Source organism: Clostridium sp. C1 (assembly GCF_018223625.1).
Classification (GTDB): domain Bacteria; phylum Bacillota_I; class Bacilli_A; order Erysipelotrichales; family Coprobacillaceae; genus Allocoprobacillus.
Genome location: NZ_CP073631.1, coordinates 272797 through 289854, shown reverse-complemented (window position 1 = coordinate 289854; position 17058 = coordinate 272797). Strand labels below are relative to the sequence as shown.

The window sequence follows — 17058 nt, the reverse complement described above, 5'->3', positions numbered from 1 at the left end:
TTACACTCTTAAATGTGCTCCATAATCTTTTTCTACAACCTTTAATATCTGTTCAATCATTGTATTAATTGTTGTATCATCCAATGTTTTTGTTGCATCTTGGAATGTTAAAGCAATGGCTACTGATTTTTGTCCACTCGCAACATGTTCCCCTTCATAGATATCAAAAATCTGTGTATCTACAATCAAACGTTGACCAACTTTACAAATAGAACGTACAACATCATGAACAGGTATATCTTTATCCATAACTAAAGCAATATCTCTTGTCACTGATGGATATTGTGGAATCTCTGTAAATTTAATAGCTGGTTTCTTTAAGTTTAATAAAACAGATAAATTCAACTCAGCCACATAAACATCCTTAACGTCATATTTTTTGGCTTGTCGAGGATGAATTTCACCAATCACACCTACAATGTCATTTCCCATCATAATATAACCACTTCTACCTGGATGGAAATCTTGTTGATTTGCTTCTACTGGTTTTAATGTATAACGTGATTCCTTGATTCCTAGTTTTTCAAAGATTGTTTCAACAAATCCTTTTAATAAATAAAAATCTGCTTTTTGTTGTAACTGTTGCCATGCCACATGATGATACATTCCAGAACATGCAATGGCTAAATTTTGAATTTCTGTTTCTTTTGAATAAGTGTGAGAAATCTCATAAATCATCACATCTTTTTGAGAGTGAGCTCTATTAAAATTAATCGCCTGTAGTAATGAAGGAATTAATGATTTTCTTGTCACACTTCTTTCTTCTCCTATTGGTAACATCAATGCAACAGCATCTTGATGATGGAAAAGATTAAAATCATCAACCATAGATGGTGAAGTCAGTGTATAAGTCATCACTTCATGTAATCCTAAATCTGTTAATAAATGTCTAATCATTCTGACATAACTTTGAACAGGTGTCAAAGCTCCTTTTGTCATTTCCATGAGTGGTAATGAAGAAGGAATATGATTATATCCATACATTCTGGCAATTTCTTCAATCACATCAGCATCCATTGTCATATCATTACGATATGTTGGCACTTTTATTGTTAATGTTTCACCTTCTCGTGTATAAGAAAAATGTAAAGATGTTAAAATTTCTTCTATGATTTCAGTAGAAATATTTGTTCCTAATAACCCATTTACACGTGAAGTTGTAAGTGTAATGACTTTTTCTTTCACTTCATAGTCAGTCAGAACACTTTTATAAATTTCTTTAGCATCTGCCAGTTCTTCTAATAAGGCAGCACAGCGATTTAAAACTCTGGCGGTATTAGCTGTATCAATCGCTCCTTTAATATAATGTTGAGAAGCATCCGTTAATAAATTTAAGCGACGTGCTGTATTTCTTAATGTAGCCCCATGGAATGTGGCTGCTTCAATGACAATATTCACTGTATTTTCATCAATCTTTGTATCATCTCCACCCATAACACCGGCTACACAACCAATCCCTTGATCAGTAGAAACAATAATATCTTCCGGAAGAATTTCATATTCTTTTCCATCTAATAATACTGTTCTTTGATGGAAACCAGTTTTAATCACAAAACGTTTTTCCTTTAATTTATCATAATCATACATATGAATAGGTTGTCCTGTTTCTAACATCACAAAGTTAGAAATATCTACAATATTATTAATTGGCTTAATACCACTTGCCATTAAAAATGTTCTTAACCATTCTGGTGACTCCTTAGTTTGAACACCTTTGACTAATTTAGCCCCAAAGCATGGGCATAAATTAGTTTGGACATCAACTTCAATGTCACTATCCAATTCATTTAATGTTTTCATTTCTGGAACATGTACATCACGTTTTAATAAAGCTCCAACTTCATAAGCTAATGCAATCATAGCCATACAATCAGCACGATTAGGTGTTAAACCAATATCTAAGATAGTATCATCATAACCCATATACTTTAAAGCATCTTCACCAACAGGTGCATCAGCATCCAAAACATGAATTCCTGCTTTATCTTCTTCTCTTAATAAACGTTGATCAATACCCAATTCTGCAATAGAACAAATCATCCCATTAGATTCTACACCACGAATCTTCGCTTCTTTAATTTTAAATCCTTCTCCTAAATCACAACCGGGTAAAGCCACAATCACTTTTTGCCCAGCAGCAACATTAGGAGCTCCACAAACAATCTGTTGAGTGACTCCATTTCCTACTTCAACTTGACAGACATTCAAATGGTCACTATCAGGATGAGGAACCTTTTCTTTTACATACCCTACAACAAGTTTATCACCTCTTGCAAAGACATGCATTCCTTCAACTTCATGACCTATAGATGTCAATTGATCAGCAATTTCCTGAGCTGAAAAATCATCAACTTTTACATATTGATTTAATAATTTTAAACTTGCTTCCATATGTCTAATCCTTTCTTACAAATTGATTTAAGAATCTTAAATCACCACTATAAAAATCTCTAATATTATCAATACCATATTTCAACATAGCCACACGTTCTAAGCCAATACCAAAGGCAAATCCCTGATAAACCTGACTATCAAATCCACACATTTCTAAAACCTTAGGATTCACCATTCCGGCTCCTAATATTTCAATCCATCCTGTTTGTTTACACATAGAACATCCTTTACCATTACAGTTATAACATGAAATATCTACTTCTACACTTGGTTCCGTAAATGGGAAATAAGATGGTCTTAAACGAATTTCACGTTTTTCACCAAACATTTTTTTCGCAAATAATTCTAAAGTTCCCTTTAAATCTGCCATAGTAATGTTTTTATCAATAACAAGACCTTCACATTGGCTAAATTGATGAGAATGTGTCGCATCATCATCATCACGACGATATGTCTTTCCAGGACAAATGACCTTAATGGGTCCTTTTCCATTCGCTGCCAGCATGACATGTGCCTGAACAGGTGACGTATGTGTTCTTAACAATGTATTTTCATCAATGTAAAAAGTATCCTGCATATCTCTGGCTGGATGATCCTTTGGTAGGTTCATCAATTCAAAATTAAAATGATCTGTTTCTACCTCTGGTCCTTCAGCAACACTATATCCCATTCCAATAAACAAATCTTCTAATTCTTCTCTAATTATTGTCAATGGATGAATAGTTCCCAGTGGCAAATGACTTCCTGGTAAACTAATATCAATTTTTTCATTTTGAATTTTTGCCATCATCTCTGCTTCCTCTAAGATTTTTTTCTTTTCTTCAATGGCTTGAGTAATTTCTTGTTTCACTTTATTTGAAACCTGTCCAAAAGAAGCACGTTCTTCCTTTGACATATCCTTCATTGACTTCATGGCTGATTGCATAGGTCCTTTTTTTCCTAAATAGAGCACTCTTAAATCATTCAATTCTTTCAATGATGAACAATCATGAATTTTTGATAAAGCTTCTTCTTTAATCTTTAATAATTCGTCCATAATTTCCTCCTTAAAATAAAAAAACCGTTCCACATAGGAACGATTATATCGCGGTACCATCCTAATTCATAACAAAAGTTATGCACTTTACAGCAGTAACGTTGCCCCACGGCGATGATTAGTCGCACTCCAAGGTGAATTCAATAAATGCATTGTAAGAAAACTTTCAGCCTATGTTTCCCTCTCTGATACAAATTCTTTATCTACTTGTCCTTTTCTTCGTATTAACGGGTATATTATACCCAACTTTTTCATAAAAAACAAGTTTTTCTTTATTCTTTTAGGGCAGCAATATGATTCAAATATGATAATGTCTTAATATATCCAAGTTGAATATGTCCTGTATACAGGACATATTCAAAAATCTATGTTATGATATAGCCTCACTTTTATTGGGAGGTTGTTGTATGAGAAAGGTTGAATTAAGAATGAATGAAGAAAATAAATATTTGATTATTAAAAAACTGGTTGAAACTAACGGCAATAAAAATAGAGCTGCCATCAAGTTGGGATGTACTGTCAGAACTGTCAATAGACTCATCCTTAAATATAAAAAATATGGTAAAGCTGCTTTTATTCATGGCAACAGAGGCAGAGCTCCTGCTACCACTATACCTCTCGATATCAAAAACAGGATTATCAAACTTTATATCGATCATTATTGTGACACTAATTTTACTCATTTCTGTGAAATCATTTATGATGATTTCAATGTTAAAATTAGTGATACGACTCTTAACAAGTGGCTTAGAGATGAAAATATCATTTCCCCTAAAGCCAGAAAGAAAACGAGAAAGATATTAAAAGATTCTTTGAAGGCTCAATTGAAAATGACTCGTTCCAAAAAATCTCAAAATGACATCAAAGAAGCTATTTCCATCATAGACAGTAAAAATGCTCATCCTAGAAGACCCAGATGCAAGTATATGGGTGAAATGATCCAGATGGATGCTTCCAGCTTTGAATGGATTGATGGTCATATCTGGCATCTTCATTTGGCTGTCGATGATGCTACTGGTGAAGTTGTTGGCGCTTATTTTGATACTCAGGAAACGCTAAATGGCTATTATAATGTCTTCTATCAGATTTTGACCAACTATGGTATTCCTGCCATGTTTTATACCGATAGACGTACTGTCTTTGAATACAAAAAGAAAAACAACGCTTTTGATGATGACGACACTTTTACCCAGTTTTCCTATGCGTGTCATAATCTTGGCGTTGATATTAGGACAACGAGCATCGCCCAAGCCAAAGGCAGAATCGAAAGAATGAACCAGACATTCCAATCCCGTTTACCTGTTGAACTCAGACGTGCTCATATAACCGATATAGAGTCAGCCAATAAATTTTTAAAATCCTACCTAAAAAAATTCAATGACATGTTTGCTCTACACCTCAATACTACCAAATCGGTATTTGAAACGCAACCATCAATTGAAAAAATCAATCGTACCTTAGCTGTTCTTTCTCCTAGAAAAATTGATTCAGGTCATAGTATCAGATTTCAAAACAGGCTGTATTTGCCCGTAACAGAAAATGGAACATCTGTTTATTTAAAGAACAGAACAGATTGTATGGTTATCGAGGCATTTGATGGGAATCTGTATGTCAATGTACTTGATCACATATATATCATGCAGGAAATACCAAAACATGAATTGTATTCAAAAGAATTTGATGAAGTAAAAAAAGAAGCCAGACCAAAGAAAAAATATATTCCACCTATAGATCATCCTTGGAAACAGGCTTCCTACTTAAATTTTCTTGCAAAACAAAAGCACCGTTCTGGTGCTAATGTTTAAAATTTTTTAGGACATTTTCAAATTTGCTTGACAGTTTTTCTTTATTCTTTTAGGGCAGCAACTGTATTCATTTTTAAAATATAAAGCAGTGGTGGACATTGACTGATGAAAACCAGTAAAGTACATAACATAAAAACAGTCAGAACAATTTTCCAATCCATTCCAATGAAAAACACTTGTCCTTCAAAAAAGCCTTGAATAAAATGATTTATCATTTGAATAATTTGATAATATAATATCAAACATAATCCTTGAGCTGTCAATAAAATCTGTAAAGACTCACAAAATACAACTTTCATAATATTTAAAGAACTGGCTCCAAAGCATTTCATAATAGCTAAATCTTTTTTCTTTTGAATAACGTTTAAAAACATGACTTCTCCAATTAAAAATAATGCTGCTAAAATAGCTAATAAAGAAAAAAGAGCCAAAATGATATTAGCCTGCTGTAAGACTTCAGATACATTTTGTGTCGTTGATTTTCCTATTTCCATAAATTCATAATCTGGATATTTTTGTTGGAGCTGTTGAATGACATCTTCTCTTTGATAATCAGGATGCACATAGAGAATTCCTAAGTGAGAAGTAACCTGTGAAATATCATAATAGTAAACATCTTTGAGAAGTTCAATAGAAGCATGATTCATCTGATAAAGTGTATCTAAAGTTGTTGATTGACTGGTAATTCCAACAATTTTATAACAAATACTTTTGACTTCCCATTCATGTTGATACCAGGCATAAACTTCCTGCCCTACCAGTGATGAAACATCTTGTTTTCCTAAAAGATGTTGTGCTGTTGAAAATGATAAAAGAATTTCATTTTTTGCTTGAGGATATTGACCATATTGTAAAGATAAATAAGTATATGGTGAGGTATCATCACCAATGAATAATGTCTGTGCCTGTTCATAGTGATCACTGTAAAACCCAATACCTAGACATTCATAATCATCTAAAAACATTTCACTTTTAAGAATTCCTGGTTGTTGTTGGAGCTGATCTAGAAAATCTATAGATAAAGATTGTTGATAACGGGATTGAAAACTAATGCCAGAGGCAGGAACAAGAGAGTAAATATACTGATGAAACTGTGTTTCCAGATGGCGTGTTAGTGTCAGTGCTGTCACAATACACAATAAAGATAAAAGCAAACCCATAATCAATTGAAAAGAACGTCCTTTATGTGACCACAACGAAGCAAAAGCTAAACGCATATGGCTCCAATAATATTTTTTATCATCATGAGTTAAATATTCAATGCGCTGTTGCGTTGTCAAAATCTCATGATTTATAATTTTTCCATCCTGCATCATATAAATTTCATCACTATATTCTCTGACAAGTTTTTCATCATGGGACACCAGAATAACAAGACGATGTAAAGATTCTTCTTTCAAAAGTTCCATAACCGCTTTAGCATATTGGGGGTCGAGCGAACCCGTTGGCTCATCACATAAAAGTATATCACTATGATGATAATGACTTCTTAAATACGCTAAACGTTGTCTTTGCCCCATTGAAAGCGAGGAAAGCGATTGATGCTTTAATTCATCCATTTCTAGTTTTAAACTGACTTTTTCCTGCTTATGAAAAAAACGTGGTAAAGAAACATTTTGTTTTAAAGACAACCACATAATTAAATGAAACTGTTGAAAAATAAAGCTGACATGGTGACGGCGATAATGCGTGAGATGATGTTTAACAGAACGATGATTCCATAAAAGATCACCTTGAAAATCATGATCAATACCTCCTAAAATATGCAGCAATGTGGATTTCCCACAACCACTTGGTCCTACAATAGCGACAATCCCTGCATCAGGAAATTGCAAAGAAATATCTTTTAATACTTTTTGATAGTGATAACGTTTAGAGATATGTTCAACTTCAAGCATTTTATTCCTCCCTTAAAACTTCTATTTGATTCATTTTCATCATTTGAGATACAGGCTTCAAAACTGACAGAACACTCATGACAAGATAAATCAAAAAGATAAAAACATATAAATCATAACGTGAAAAAATAACCGGTTTTAACAACAAAGAAAAAGAAAAATATTGTTCTATACATAAAACATGATTCACATACTCATAAACAACCATTGATAATAAACAACCTCCTGTCGCAATCAATCCACCAAGTAAAAAAGCCTCATACAATGACAATAAAAAAAGTCTACGATGAGACAACCCTAATGACAATAAATAAGCCACATTATGCTTTCTTTCAAAATAAATAATAGATTCCACAATTCCTAACAACAACAATGAAATCAATAGACTCATTCCTATAAAAATACCTGCAATCAACTGTGCTAAAGATAATAATGATTGATAACTGTTCACTCGCTCTTGAATTTCACTATAGACAATATAATCTGAAGATAAAGTATCATATACATCTTGATGGAAAGAAGTTTTGGTTTCAATGATGAGTTCATGCTGATTAATCAATTCTGAAAGTTGATTTTTTAAGGTATGATAAAAATAGATTTCATTTTGACTAAAAAAATCTTGTTTTAGAACACCTGTAATGGTCAGAGTCAAGGTTTTTTGTTGATATGTTAAAGTGATAGGTTGATCATGATATTGTTGATAAAATGGATAACTGACCAGAATTTCAAATTCGTTTTGTGGCATACGTCCTTTAGATAAACGAATATGATGATTTTGTTGAGGTAAAAAATAGCGAGTCGCTTCAATATTTTCATCAGTAGCCATTAATTGACATTGATCTAACTGATAGGCATAATCTATAGCGACAACATTGGGAATATCAATCATATTTTCAAAAGGTGTTCCATCTTTGTTTTCAACATTGATTATATTTTTTAAGACGGCCTGTTGTTCACTTTGTTTTGTTGCATCAAAGGCTCCAAAAATAGCTGTAACGATACAAAAGAAAGCAACAATGACAATCCATTGAAAGAAAAAAAGAAACATGAGTTTGTTTCTTTGATGCAGGATTTGTCTAAAAGGATAAAACCAGAGGGTATGATGTTGATAAGAATGAGGTGATAAGTCCATTGACTTTTTCATTTTTTTGATTTGTCCTTTGAGTTGTCCTTGTTCTAAGGTTAAAACACTATCACAGTATTGTTTTAATAATTGAGGGTCATGGGATACAATAATAACCAAAGTATTTTGAGAAATCTTTTTTAAATATTTCATGACATCTTGAGCCTGTTGATGATATAAAGCTCCTGTTGGTTCATCACAAAGAATAATTTCAGATTGTTTTAAGAGAGCTTTGGCTAATGAAGCTCTTTTCATTTGTCCTCCAGATAATTGATATGGGTAACGCGATAATAAATCTTGAATACCTAATTGTGTGACAATCTTTTTAAGAAGTGTAGAATGATAATGAATATGGCTAATATGACATGGTAAAATTAAATTTTCTTTCACAGTTAAAGAAGCAACATAATCTTTATTTTGCATCATAAAAGATACATGTTGATTCACAAATGCCTTTCTATCTGTTATTTTTTCACCATTATAAAAGATTTCTCCTTGATAATCATCATCAAGCATCCCCATAATATATAAAAGCGTACTTTTCCCACACCCACTCTTTCCTTGAATACCTATCATCCCAGTATCTGGAAAAGTTATGGAGAGATGATCAATAATTGTTGTTTGCTGATACTGTTTACAAATATTTTTTAACTCTAACATTATATTCTCCTTTATGTTATAATCTTGGCGGGTGATGTCATGAATAAATTTCCATATACATTTGATAACAAACGTTATCATACTTATAATTACTTTTTAAAAACAAAATATCACTGTAAAGTTGCAAAAGTTTCTTTAAATGCAGGTTTCACATGTCCTAACCGTGATGGAACATGTGGAACAGGTGGCTGTATTTTCTGTTCTGATTCCGGTTCTGGTGATTTTGCCGGGCATGTACAAGATTCTCTGCAAAAACAGTTTCAAGATATTTCTTCCATCATGCGTCAAAAATGGCCTGATTGTCAATTTATTGCTTATTTTCAGGCGAATACGAATACCTATGGAACTGTCGACGAATTGAAAGAAAGATTTGAACCTTTTGTCAATATGAAAGATGTCGTTGGAATTGCGATTGCAACACGTCCTGATTGTTTAAGTGATGAAATCTGTGACTATCTTGAACAGTTATCTCATCGTTGTGATTTATATATTGAACTTGGTTTACAAACTGTTCATGACAAGACAGCTCAACTGATTCATCGAGGACATGATTATCAGACTTTTTTAGATGGTTTACAGCGTTTAAGACAAAGACATCTTGATGTTTGTGTTCATATCATTAATGGTTTACCCTATGAAACTTATGATATGATGTTGGAAACTGCAAAACAGGTAGGTCAACTGGACATTCAAGGATTAAAGATTCATAATCTCTATATGCTTAAAGATACAGCTTTACATCGCTTATATCAACAGCGTCCTTTTGAGATGCTAACACGTGAACAATACATCTCTTTAGTTGTTGATCAGCTACAATATATCCCAGCACATGTCGTGATTGAAAGATTAACCGGTGATGCTCCAATAGATGATTTAGTTGCGCCATTATGGTCCATCAAGAAGGTCACAATTCTTAATGATATTGACAAATTAATGAAAGAAAAAGATACCCATCAAGGGTATCTCCTATAAAGCTCTTTTTGAGCTTTTTATTGTGTTTCGATAAGTCCATAACCACCATTATGTCTTTTATAAACAACACTAATTTCATTTGTTTCAACATCACGATAAACAAAGAATGAATGTCCAATGAGTTCCATTTGCATAATGGCTTCTTCCATATCCATTGGTTTAGGACTAATAGATTTTGTTTTGACAATAACATCTTCTTCCTCATGATCTAAAGGTTCAATAGAAGCAACGTTCAATGCGAGTTTATTATCTTTTGATTTACGACTTAATCTCGTCTTATACTTTCTAATTTGTCCTTCTAATTTGTCGATAACTAAATCAATAGCATTATAAAGATCATTATCAACAACTTCTGCTCTTAATAATACATATTCTGTTGGAATAGTCACTTCAATTTTTTGACCAACTGGATAAGTTCTGATTAAAACTTTTGCTTCAACATTATCACTCATGATAAAATATTTATCTAACATACTGAGCTTTTTGTTGATTTTTGTTTCAATCCCTTCAGTTAGTGCAATATTTTTTCCTCTTATACTGACTTTCATAAATATTCCTCCTTTATTAATTTTATTATACCATTTTTCACTCATAAAAAACACTGATTTCATTCAAAAATTAAAAAAGCCCCGATAGGAGCTTATAAATATTTTTTTAAACTTTCTACACGATCCAATTTCTCCCAAGGAAGATCAATATCTCCTCTACCAAAATGACCATAAACAGCTGTCTTTTGATAAATAGGACGTAACAATTGTAAAGTATCAATAATCCCTTGAGGTGTTAAATCAAATTCATTGTGAATCGCTTTTAAAATGACATCTCGTGAAACTTTTTCTGTCCCATATGTTTCAATATATACACTCGTTGGTTCTTTCACACCAATCGCATAAGACAACTGAATTTCAATGCGATCACAAAGACCAGCAGCCACAATATTTTTAGCCATATATCTAGCCATATAGGCTCCACTACGATCAACTTTAGAAGGATCTTTTCCAGAGAAAGCACCACCACCATGACGGGCACTTCCTCCATAAGTATCAACAATAATTTTACGTCCTGTTAGCCCCGTATCTCCATGTGGTCCACCAATTACAAAACGTCCAGTTGGATTAATGAAAACTTTATAATCCGTATTCATATTGTATTTTTTCACAACATCTTTCATGATTACATTTTGAATATAATCTTTAAACACTTTTTCATCAAAATCATCATCATGTTGAATGGACATTAAAATTGTATCAATACGTGGATGATTTTCATCAGTATAATCTACTGTCACCTGTGATTTCATATCCGGTCTAGCCCATTGAAATTCACCACTATGACGCTTTTGAGTTGCATAACGTACCAGATGATGAGCAATTGAAACCGGCAAAGGCATATATCCTTCTGTTTCATGACTGGCATAACCAAACATGATACCCTGATCTCCGGCACCCCCAACTTCACGATTCGTTCCTAAGGCAATATCACTGGATTGAACCCCAATCACATTTTTAATTTCACAATGTGCTCCATCAATCCCAATATCAGAACTTGTATAGCCAATGTCTTTTAAAACCTGACGTGCAATCCCTTCGTAATCCACAACAGCCTGTGTGGTAATTTCACCACCAATCACAAGTAAATTCGTTGTAATAAAACATTCACAGGCTACTCGTGAATATGGATCTTCAGCCAAACAGGCATCTAAAATAGCATCACTGATTTGATCACAGATTTTATCAGGATGTCCTTCTGAAACAGATTCAGATGTAAATAAAATTCTTTCCATACTTTCTTTCCTCCCTTAACCAATAAAAAAAGCTTTCAAGAGGAAAGCTTTCTTTCCTCTTATTGTTCAAGTCTAACTTGCTAGGTCAGGCACCTTCTTTAAACAAGGGTTGCCACCACTTCATCGATCCTCATCTCGTGGTTCTTAATAAGAGCTTCTATTATTGATATAATTTTTTTAATTCTTCATGACTTAAAGATGTCATTGCTTCAATCAATTCCATTTCCAACCCTAAATCATAAAGAATAGCTGCAATTTTTAATTGTTCTTGTTTGCGATTCATTTCCGTCACCAGTTTTATTTTAACCGGAAAAAGTAGACATTATTCTACAAAACAAGACTTTTTTAGTATATATGAATCTTGTTATAAGTCAAGTGATATTATCACATAATATGATTATAACACAGTTTTCTTTCTTTTTTTCTCAAATTTTTCTCAATTCTCATTAAATTGCCTGAACTTCTAAAACACCGGGAACTTCTTCAATTAAAATTTGTTCGACACCATCTTTTAAAGTAGCATCTAACATCATGCATCCTGCACATGCACCATGCATCTGGACATAAACAATTCCATCTTCAAATTTTACAAACTCGATGTCACCACCATCTCTTTGAAGATAAGGTCTTAATTTATGTATCACTTTTTTGATTTCTGCTTCTTGATCCATGATTTCAGCCTCCTTTTCAACACGACTTATTATACCATATTTTTAATAAAATAAAAGTATCATGACCTTGATTTTCCTTTTAACACCTTTGAGTTTATGATATAATAAAAACGATTGGAGGGCTGTCAATGGAACATCGTGTCAAAACTGGTGATATAATTGATGTAACCATTACGGGAATTCAACCTTATGGTGCATTTGCATCTTTACCCGATCAATCTTCTGGTTTGATTCATATTTCTGAGATTTCTGATAAATTTGTGAGAAATGTTGAAAACTTTGTCCATGTTGGTGAAGTGATTCGTGTCAAAGTCATTGATATTGATCATACAACACATCAGGCAAAACTTTCTTTAAAAGCTGTTCATTTAGCCAAAAGAAAGTATAAACGAGCATATAAAAACCAGCGAGAAAAGATACAAGAAACACCTTTGGGATTTTACCCACTAAAAGAAAAATTGCCTGAGTGGATAGCACAAGGCGTAATCAAGGAGGAAGAATAATGATTAAAGTTGATTTATCAAAAGCAAAATTAACTGAAAGTATGGAATCATATAAAGAACAGGTTGCTCAAATCCATGATATGATCCATAATAAAACAGGTCAAGGAAGTGATTTTTTAGGATGGGTTGACTTACCTGTGAATTATGATAAAGCTGAAGTAGAAGCCATTAAAGCGAAAGTCAATGAGTTAAAAGATGAAATTGATGTTTTATTAGTTTGTGGTATTGGTGGTTCTTATTTAGGAGCAAGAGCTGCTATTGAAGCCTTAAATGGTTTATATCCTACAAATCCAGTACAGATCATTTATATTGGGAATACATTCTCATCAAACTACTTATCTCAAGTTAAAGAATATGTCAAAGATAAAGAATTTGCGATTAATGTTATTTCTAAATCTGGTACAACAACTGAAACTTCTATTGCATTTAGAATCTTTAAAGAATTACTAGAATCAACAAAAGGAAAAGAAGTGGCTAGAAAGAGAATTGTTGCGACAACAGATAAAGAAAAAGGTGCATTAAAAACTTTAGCAACTAATGAAGGATATACAACGTTTGTTGTGCCTGATGATGTTGGTGGACGTTATTCTGTTTTAACTGCTGTTGGTTTATTCCCTATCGCTATGGCTGGTATTGATATTGACGCTATGATGAAAGGTGCAGCTGATGCAAGAGCAGAATACAGTAATCCTGACTTATTAGAAAACAGCGCTTATCAATATGGTGTCGCTAGACAAATGTTATCAAAACAAGGTTATCCAGCTGAAATGTTTGTCACATATGAATTACAATTAGCACAAACTGCTGAATGGTGGAAACAATTATTTGGAGAATCAGAAGGTAAAGAAGGAAAAGGTATCTTACCTACAAGTGCCACTTTCTCAACTGATTTACATTCACTTGGACAATTCATTCAAGAAGGAAGCAAAGTTTTATATGAAACTGTCTTAAAAATTGAAAAACCTATTTCTGATTTAGAAATTCCTAGTGATCCAGATAATTTAGATAATTTAAACTATCTTGCTGGTAAAACTGTTGATTATGTTAATAAAAAAGCATGTGAAGGAACAATAGATGCCCATGTGAATACTGGTAATGTTCCAAACATTCAAATTACTCTTGATGAATTAACACCTTATTCATTTGGATATATGGTTTATTTCTTTGAAAAAGCATGTGCTTTATCAGTATATTTATTAGGTGTCAATCCATTTAACCAACCAGGTGTAGAAGTTTATAAGAAAAACATGTTTAAATTACTTGGAAAACCAGGTGTATAGGAAGTGAGAAATCACTTCCTTTTTTATATCAAACAAAAAAAACTTACAACTCATCATGAATTGTAAGTCATTTTCATCTTGGAGCAATAGATAAGATAATTTGAAACCTATTACTTATAAGAAAAGTTGTTAATACAACTAATTTCTATAACAATAATAACATAAATTTTAAATAATTCCAATACATCAACTAGAATTTATAAAATTAGTGATATAATAATATTGGATGTGATTAATTGTGGAATATAAATTATTAGAAAAAGAAGATTTAGAATTAATGAAAGAAATCATCGAAGATGATGATATAGAATTTGATTTAGAAAAAATAAATGAATTTTATAATGATAAAAATGTTATTGGGTTTATTGCTAAAGCTGAAAATAAAATTGTAGGATTTGCTTATGGATATGATATTATTCATCCAAATGGAAAACATGCATATTTTATTTATTCTATTGGAATGTTACCAGACTATCAAGATAAAGGTTATGGAACTAAATTATTAGGATTTATTAAAGATTATATTAGTTCTAATGGATTCTTTGAAATGTTTGTTCTTACTGATAAAGGAAATCCTAGAGCGTGTCATGTATATGAAAAATTAGGTGGCAAAAATGATTTTGAAGATGAAATTTGCTATGTATATGATTTTGAAGGTGATGAAAAATGATAGATATTAAAAATGAGAATATAAGGGTTAGAACTTTAAATGATAATGATTTTCCATTAATGTTAAAATGGCTTACCGATGAAAGAGTATTAGAATTTTATGGTGGTAGAGATAAAAAATATACATTAGAAACTTTAAAAGAACATTATACAGAACCTTGGGAAGATGAAGTTATAAGAGTAATTATTGAATATAATGGTCAACCTATTGGTTATGGACAAATATATAAAATGTATGATGAACTATATGATGATTATCATTACCCTAGAAGTAATGATATTGTTTATGGTATGGACCAATTTATTGGTGAAGTTGATTATTGGAGCAAAGGCATAGGAACAAAATATACAAAAATGATTTTTGAATTCTTAAAAAAAGAAAGAAATGCAGATGCTGTAATATTGGACCCACACCAAGATAATCCAAGAGCAATTAGAATGTATCAAAAAGCAGGATTTAGAATTATTGAAGATTTACCAGAACACGAACTTCACGAAGGTAAAAAAGAAGATTGTTATTTAATGGAATATCGATATGATGATAATGAAACTAATGTTAAAGCAATAAAATATATAATTGAACATAGTTTTGATATCAAAATAACCTCTATTAAATTAATTGGTAATGGTAATGACTCGTTTGCTTATGAAGTTAATGATAATATGATTTTTAAATTTCCTAGACACGAAAAAGCAAATGAAAATTTATTAAAAGAAATTGAAATACTACAATATTTAGAAAATAAAACAACTTTTAATATACCTAAAGTTTTATATGTTAATAATGATAATTCGAATTATAAATATTGTATTGCTTGTTTTACAAAAATTAATGGTGTTTCTTTAAGTAAAGAAATATATGAAAGATTAACTGATGAAGAAAAAGATAAATTAGCACAAGATTTAGCAAGATTTTTAAAAGAACTACATAGTTCCAATTATAATAAATACCAAGTCGATACAATTGAGAATTACAAAAAAGATTATGCAAGATTAGTTGAATTAATTTTTGATAAATTAGATGATAATGAAAAAATGGTAATTAATAATATTTATAATAGCATTTTATCTAATGATGATATGCTAACAATAAATAAATCTCTTGTTCATAACGACTTTAGTTGTGGTAATATTTTATTTGATACTACAACAAATAGAATTTCAGGTATTATTGATTTTGGGGATTCTTGTGTTTCTGATACTGATAATGATTTTTATTGTTTATTAGAAGATTCAGATGAAGAATTAGGAAGATGTTTTGGTATAAAAGTTTTAAATTATTATGGTTATGACAACATTGAAAAAATGTTGAGAAAATCAGATTTTCACGAATTTTATTGGATGTTTGAAAAAATAATTTATGGTTATGAATATAATTATAATGATTGGATTACTGAAGGATTATCAGAGTTAAAAGAATATTGTGAAATAAGTATTAAAAATAAATAATATAGGTTGTGATAAAAATGGAGATTAAAAGCAAGAAATATATTAATGAGGGATTTAATAGTAAAGCATATATAATTAATGATGAGTATATACTTCTAGAAGGTGTAAATAAAAATTCCTATGATAATTATAAAAAGTATTCCGAAAGTCTTAATAAACTTGTTGATGTTAAATCACTTCAAATTCCTAATATCATTGAATTAATAGCGCCTAATAATGAGTTTCCAAATGGAGCTATGGTTTATAAAATGATTAAAGGTCATACATTTACAAAGTCATACATCGATAAAGTTGATAAAGAACAATTAGCAAAAAAACTTGCTGATTTTATGAATGAATTATATGAAGTTCCAGTAATCTTTGATAAAAAAATATATGTTGAACAAGAACTAAATAATGCAAAAATTAATTTAGAGTTGTTAAGAGAATATTTAGATGATGAAAAATATTCATTATTATTAAATTGGTATAATGAATATATTGAATATTTAAGTGAGTTTGATAATTATCATTTTATTCATGGTGATTTATGGTATGAGAATTATATATTAGATGATAATGATGAACTTACTGGAATTATAGATTTCGAAAACGCTAAATATGGAGATCCAGCATCCGATATATCAGCACTTTGTTATTTAGGTAATGAATTTATTAATTTATTTTTGAAATATTATAAAAATAGTGATAAAGATATAGAAAAAAGAATTAATATGTTTATTAAAGCAAGAGAAGTAATGAGTTTTGAAAATATGGTTAATAATTTTCCGGAAGAAATTAACGAACAAATTGAGAAAATAAAAAAAGTATTATAA

Annotated in this window: 15 protein-coding genes, 1 pseudogene, 1 riboswitch and 1 other annotated feature; of the genes and pseudogenes, 8 read left to right on the top strand and 8 right to left on the bottom strand. The window is 31.2% G+C overall.

The window, feature by feature from the left end:
• Window positions 1-2391, bottom strand: coding sequence for a phenylalanine--tRNA ligase subunit beta (gene pheT / locus KEC48_RS01415; RefSeq protein WP_211963923.1), 2391 nt, complete (start codon window positions 2389-2391; stop codon window positions 1-3).
• 4 nt (window positions 2392-2395) lie between these two features.
• Window positions 2396-3430, bottom strand: a complete 1035-nt coding sequence (gene pheS, locus KEC48_RS01410) for a phenylalanine--tRNA ligase subunit alpha (RefSeq protein ID WP_211963922.1) — start codon at window positions 3428-3430, stop codon at window positions 2396-2398.
• Window positions 3431-3462: 32 nt separating this feature from the next.
• Window positions 3463-3659 (bottom strand) — a binding site (T-box leader).
• Between the two features lie 178 nt (window positions 3660-3837).
• Between pheS and KEC48_RS01405 the strand changes: the two genes are divergently transcribed.
• The gene (locus KEC48_RS01405; protein WP_249191390.1) at window positions 3838-5235 is read left to right on the top strand and encodes an ISNCY family transposase; all 1398 of its coding nucleotides are present in this window, start codon (window positions 3838-3840) and stop codon (window positions 5233-5235) included.
• Between the two features lie 41 nt (window positions 5236-5276).
• On the opposite strand, the gene KEC48_RS01400 is transcribed toward KEC48_RS01405, so the two are convergent.
• Window positions 5277-7133 carry an ATP-binding cassette domain-containing protein gene (locus KEC48_RS01400; RefSeq protein ID WP_211963921.1) on the bottom strand — a complete coding sequence of 619 codons (1857 nt, stop codon included), beginning with the start codon at window positions 7131-7133 and terminating at the stop codon, window positions 5277-5279.
• 1 nt (window position 7134) lies between these two features.
• Entirely contained in the window at window positions 7135-8916 is a 1782-nt protein-coding gene (locus KEC48_RS01395; RefSeq protein WP_087359710.1) for an ATP-binding cassette domain-containing protein, read from the bottom strand.
• A gap of 39 nt (window positions 8917-8955) precedes the next feature.
• Between KEC48_RS01395 and KEC48_RS01390 the strand changes: the two genes are divergently transcribed.
• On the top strand, window positions 8956-9888 hold the full coding sequence (locus KEC48_RS01390) for a TIGR01212 family radical SAM protein (RefSeq protein WP_211963919.1): 933 nt from the start codon (window positions 8956-8958) through the stop codon (window positions 9886-9888).
• A 17-nt stretch (window positions 9889-9905) separates the two neighbouring features.
• On the opposite strand, the gene raiA is transcribed toward KEC48_RS01390, so the two are convergent.
• The 4 genes from raiA to KEC48_RS01375 form a co-directional block, all read right to left on the bottom strand.
• Window positions 9906-10436 carry a ribosome-associated translation inhibitor RaiA gene (gene raiA, locus KEC48_RS01385; protein WP_087359704.1) on the bottom strand — a complete coding sequence of 177 codons (531 nt, stop codon included), beginning with the start codon at window positions 10434-10436 and terminating at the stop codon, window positions 9906-9908.
• A gap of 92 nt (window positions 10437-10528) precedes the next feature.
• The gene (metK, locus tag KEC48_RS01380) at window positions 10529-11671 is read right to left on the bottom strand and encodes a methionine adenosyltransferase (RefSeq protein ID WP_211963917.1); all 1143 of its coding nucleotides are present in this window, start codon (window positions 11669-11671) and stop codon (window positions 10529-10531) included.
• A 56-nt stretch (window positions 11672-11727) separates the two neighbouring features.
• Window positions 11728-11825: riboswitch (SAM riboswitch) on the bottom strand.
• A 6-nt stretch (window positions 11826-11831) separates the two neighbouring features.
• Window positions 11832-11954, bottom strand: a complete 123-nt coding sequence (locus KEC48_RS16125) for a flagellar transcriptional regulator FlhC (RefSeq protein WP_239480169.1) — start codon at window positions 11952-11954, stop codon at window positions 11832-11834.
• A 163-nt stretch (window positions 11955-12117) separates the two neighbouring features.
• Window positions 12118-12342 (bottom strand): NifU family protein, encoded by a 225-nt coding sequence (locus KEC48_RS01375; protein ID WP_087243082.1) that lies wholly within the window; start codon window positions 12340-12342, stop codon window positions 12118-12120.
• Between the two features lie 128 nt (window positions 12343-12470).
• Between KEC48_RS01375 and KEC48_RS01370 the strand changes: the two genes are divergently transcribed.
• The 6 genes and pseudogenes from KEC48_RS01370 to KEC48_RS01350 all read left to right on the top strand — a co-directional run bounded on the left by KEC48_RS01370 (window position 12471) and on the right by KEC48_RS01350 (window position 17058).
• On the top strand, window positions 12471-12845 hold the full coding sequence (locus tag KEC48_RS01370; protein WP_087359698.1) for a CvfD/Ygs/GSP13 family RNA-binding post-transcriptional regulator: 375 nt from the start codon (window positions 12471-12473) through the stop codon (window positions 12843-12845).
• Complete coding sequence (locus KEC48_RS01365; protein ID WP_211963915.1) at window positions 12845-14125, top strand: glucose-6-phosphate isomerase; 1281 nt, start codon at window positions 12845-12847, stop codon at window positions 14123-14125. Before KEC48_RS01370 ends, KEC48_RS01365 begins: the two co-directional genes overlap by 1 nt.
• A 277-nt stretch (window positions 14126-14402) precedes the next feature.
• A complete protein-coding gene (locus KEC48_RS01360; protein ID WP_131792941.1) occupies window positions 14403-14795 on the top strand; it encodes a GNAT family N-acetyltransferase in 393 nt (130 codons plus the stop codon).
• A pseudogene (gene aac(6')-I, locus KEC48_RS16120) lies at window positions 14792-15328 on the top strand (AAC(6')-Ie family aminoglycoside N-acetyltransferase); the annotation flags it as partial. The gene KEC48_RS01360 and the pseudogene aac(6')-I, both read left to right, overlap by 4 nt.
• On the top strand, window positions 15317-16243 hold the full coding sequence (locus KEC48_RS16115; protein WP_270645459.1) for an aminoglycoside phosphotransferase family protein: 927 nt from the start codon (window positions 15317-15319) through the stop codon (window positions 16241-16243). The pseudogene aac(6')-I and the gene KEC48_RS16115, both read left to right, overlap by 12 nt.
• 17 nt (window positions 16244-16260) lie before the next feature.
• Window positions 16261-17058 (top strand): aminoglycoside 3'-phosphotransferase/choline kinase family protein, encoded by a 798-nt coding sequence (locus KEC48_RS01350; RefSeq protein ID WP_211963913.1) that lies wholly within the window; start codon window positions 16261-16263, stop codon window positions 17056-17058.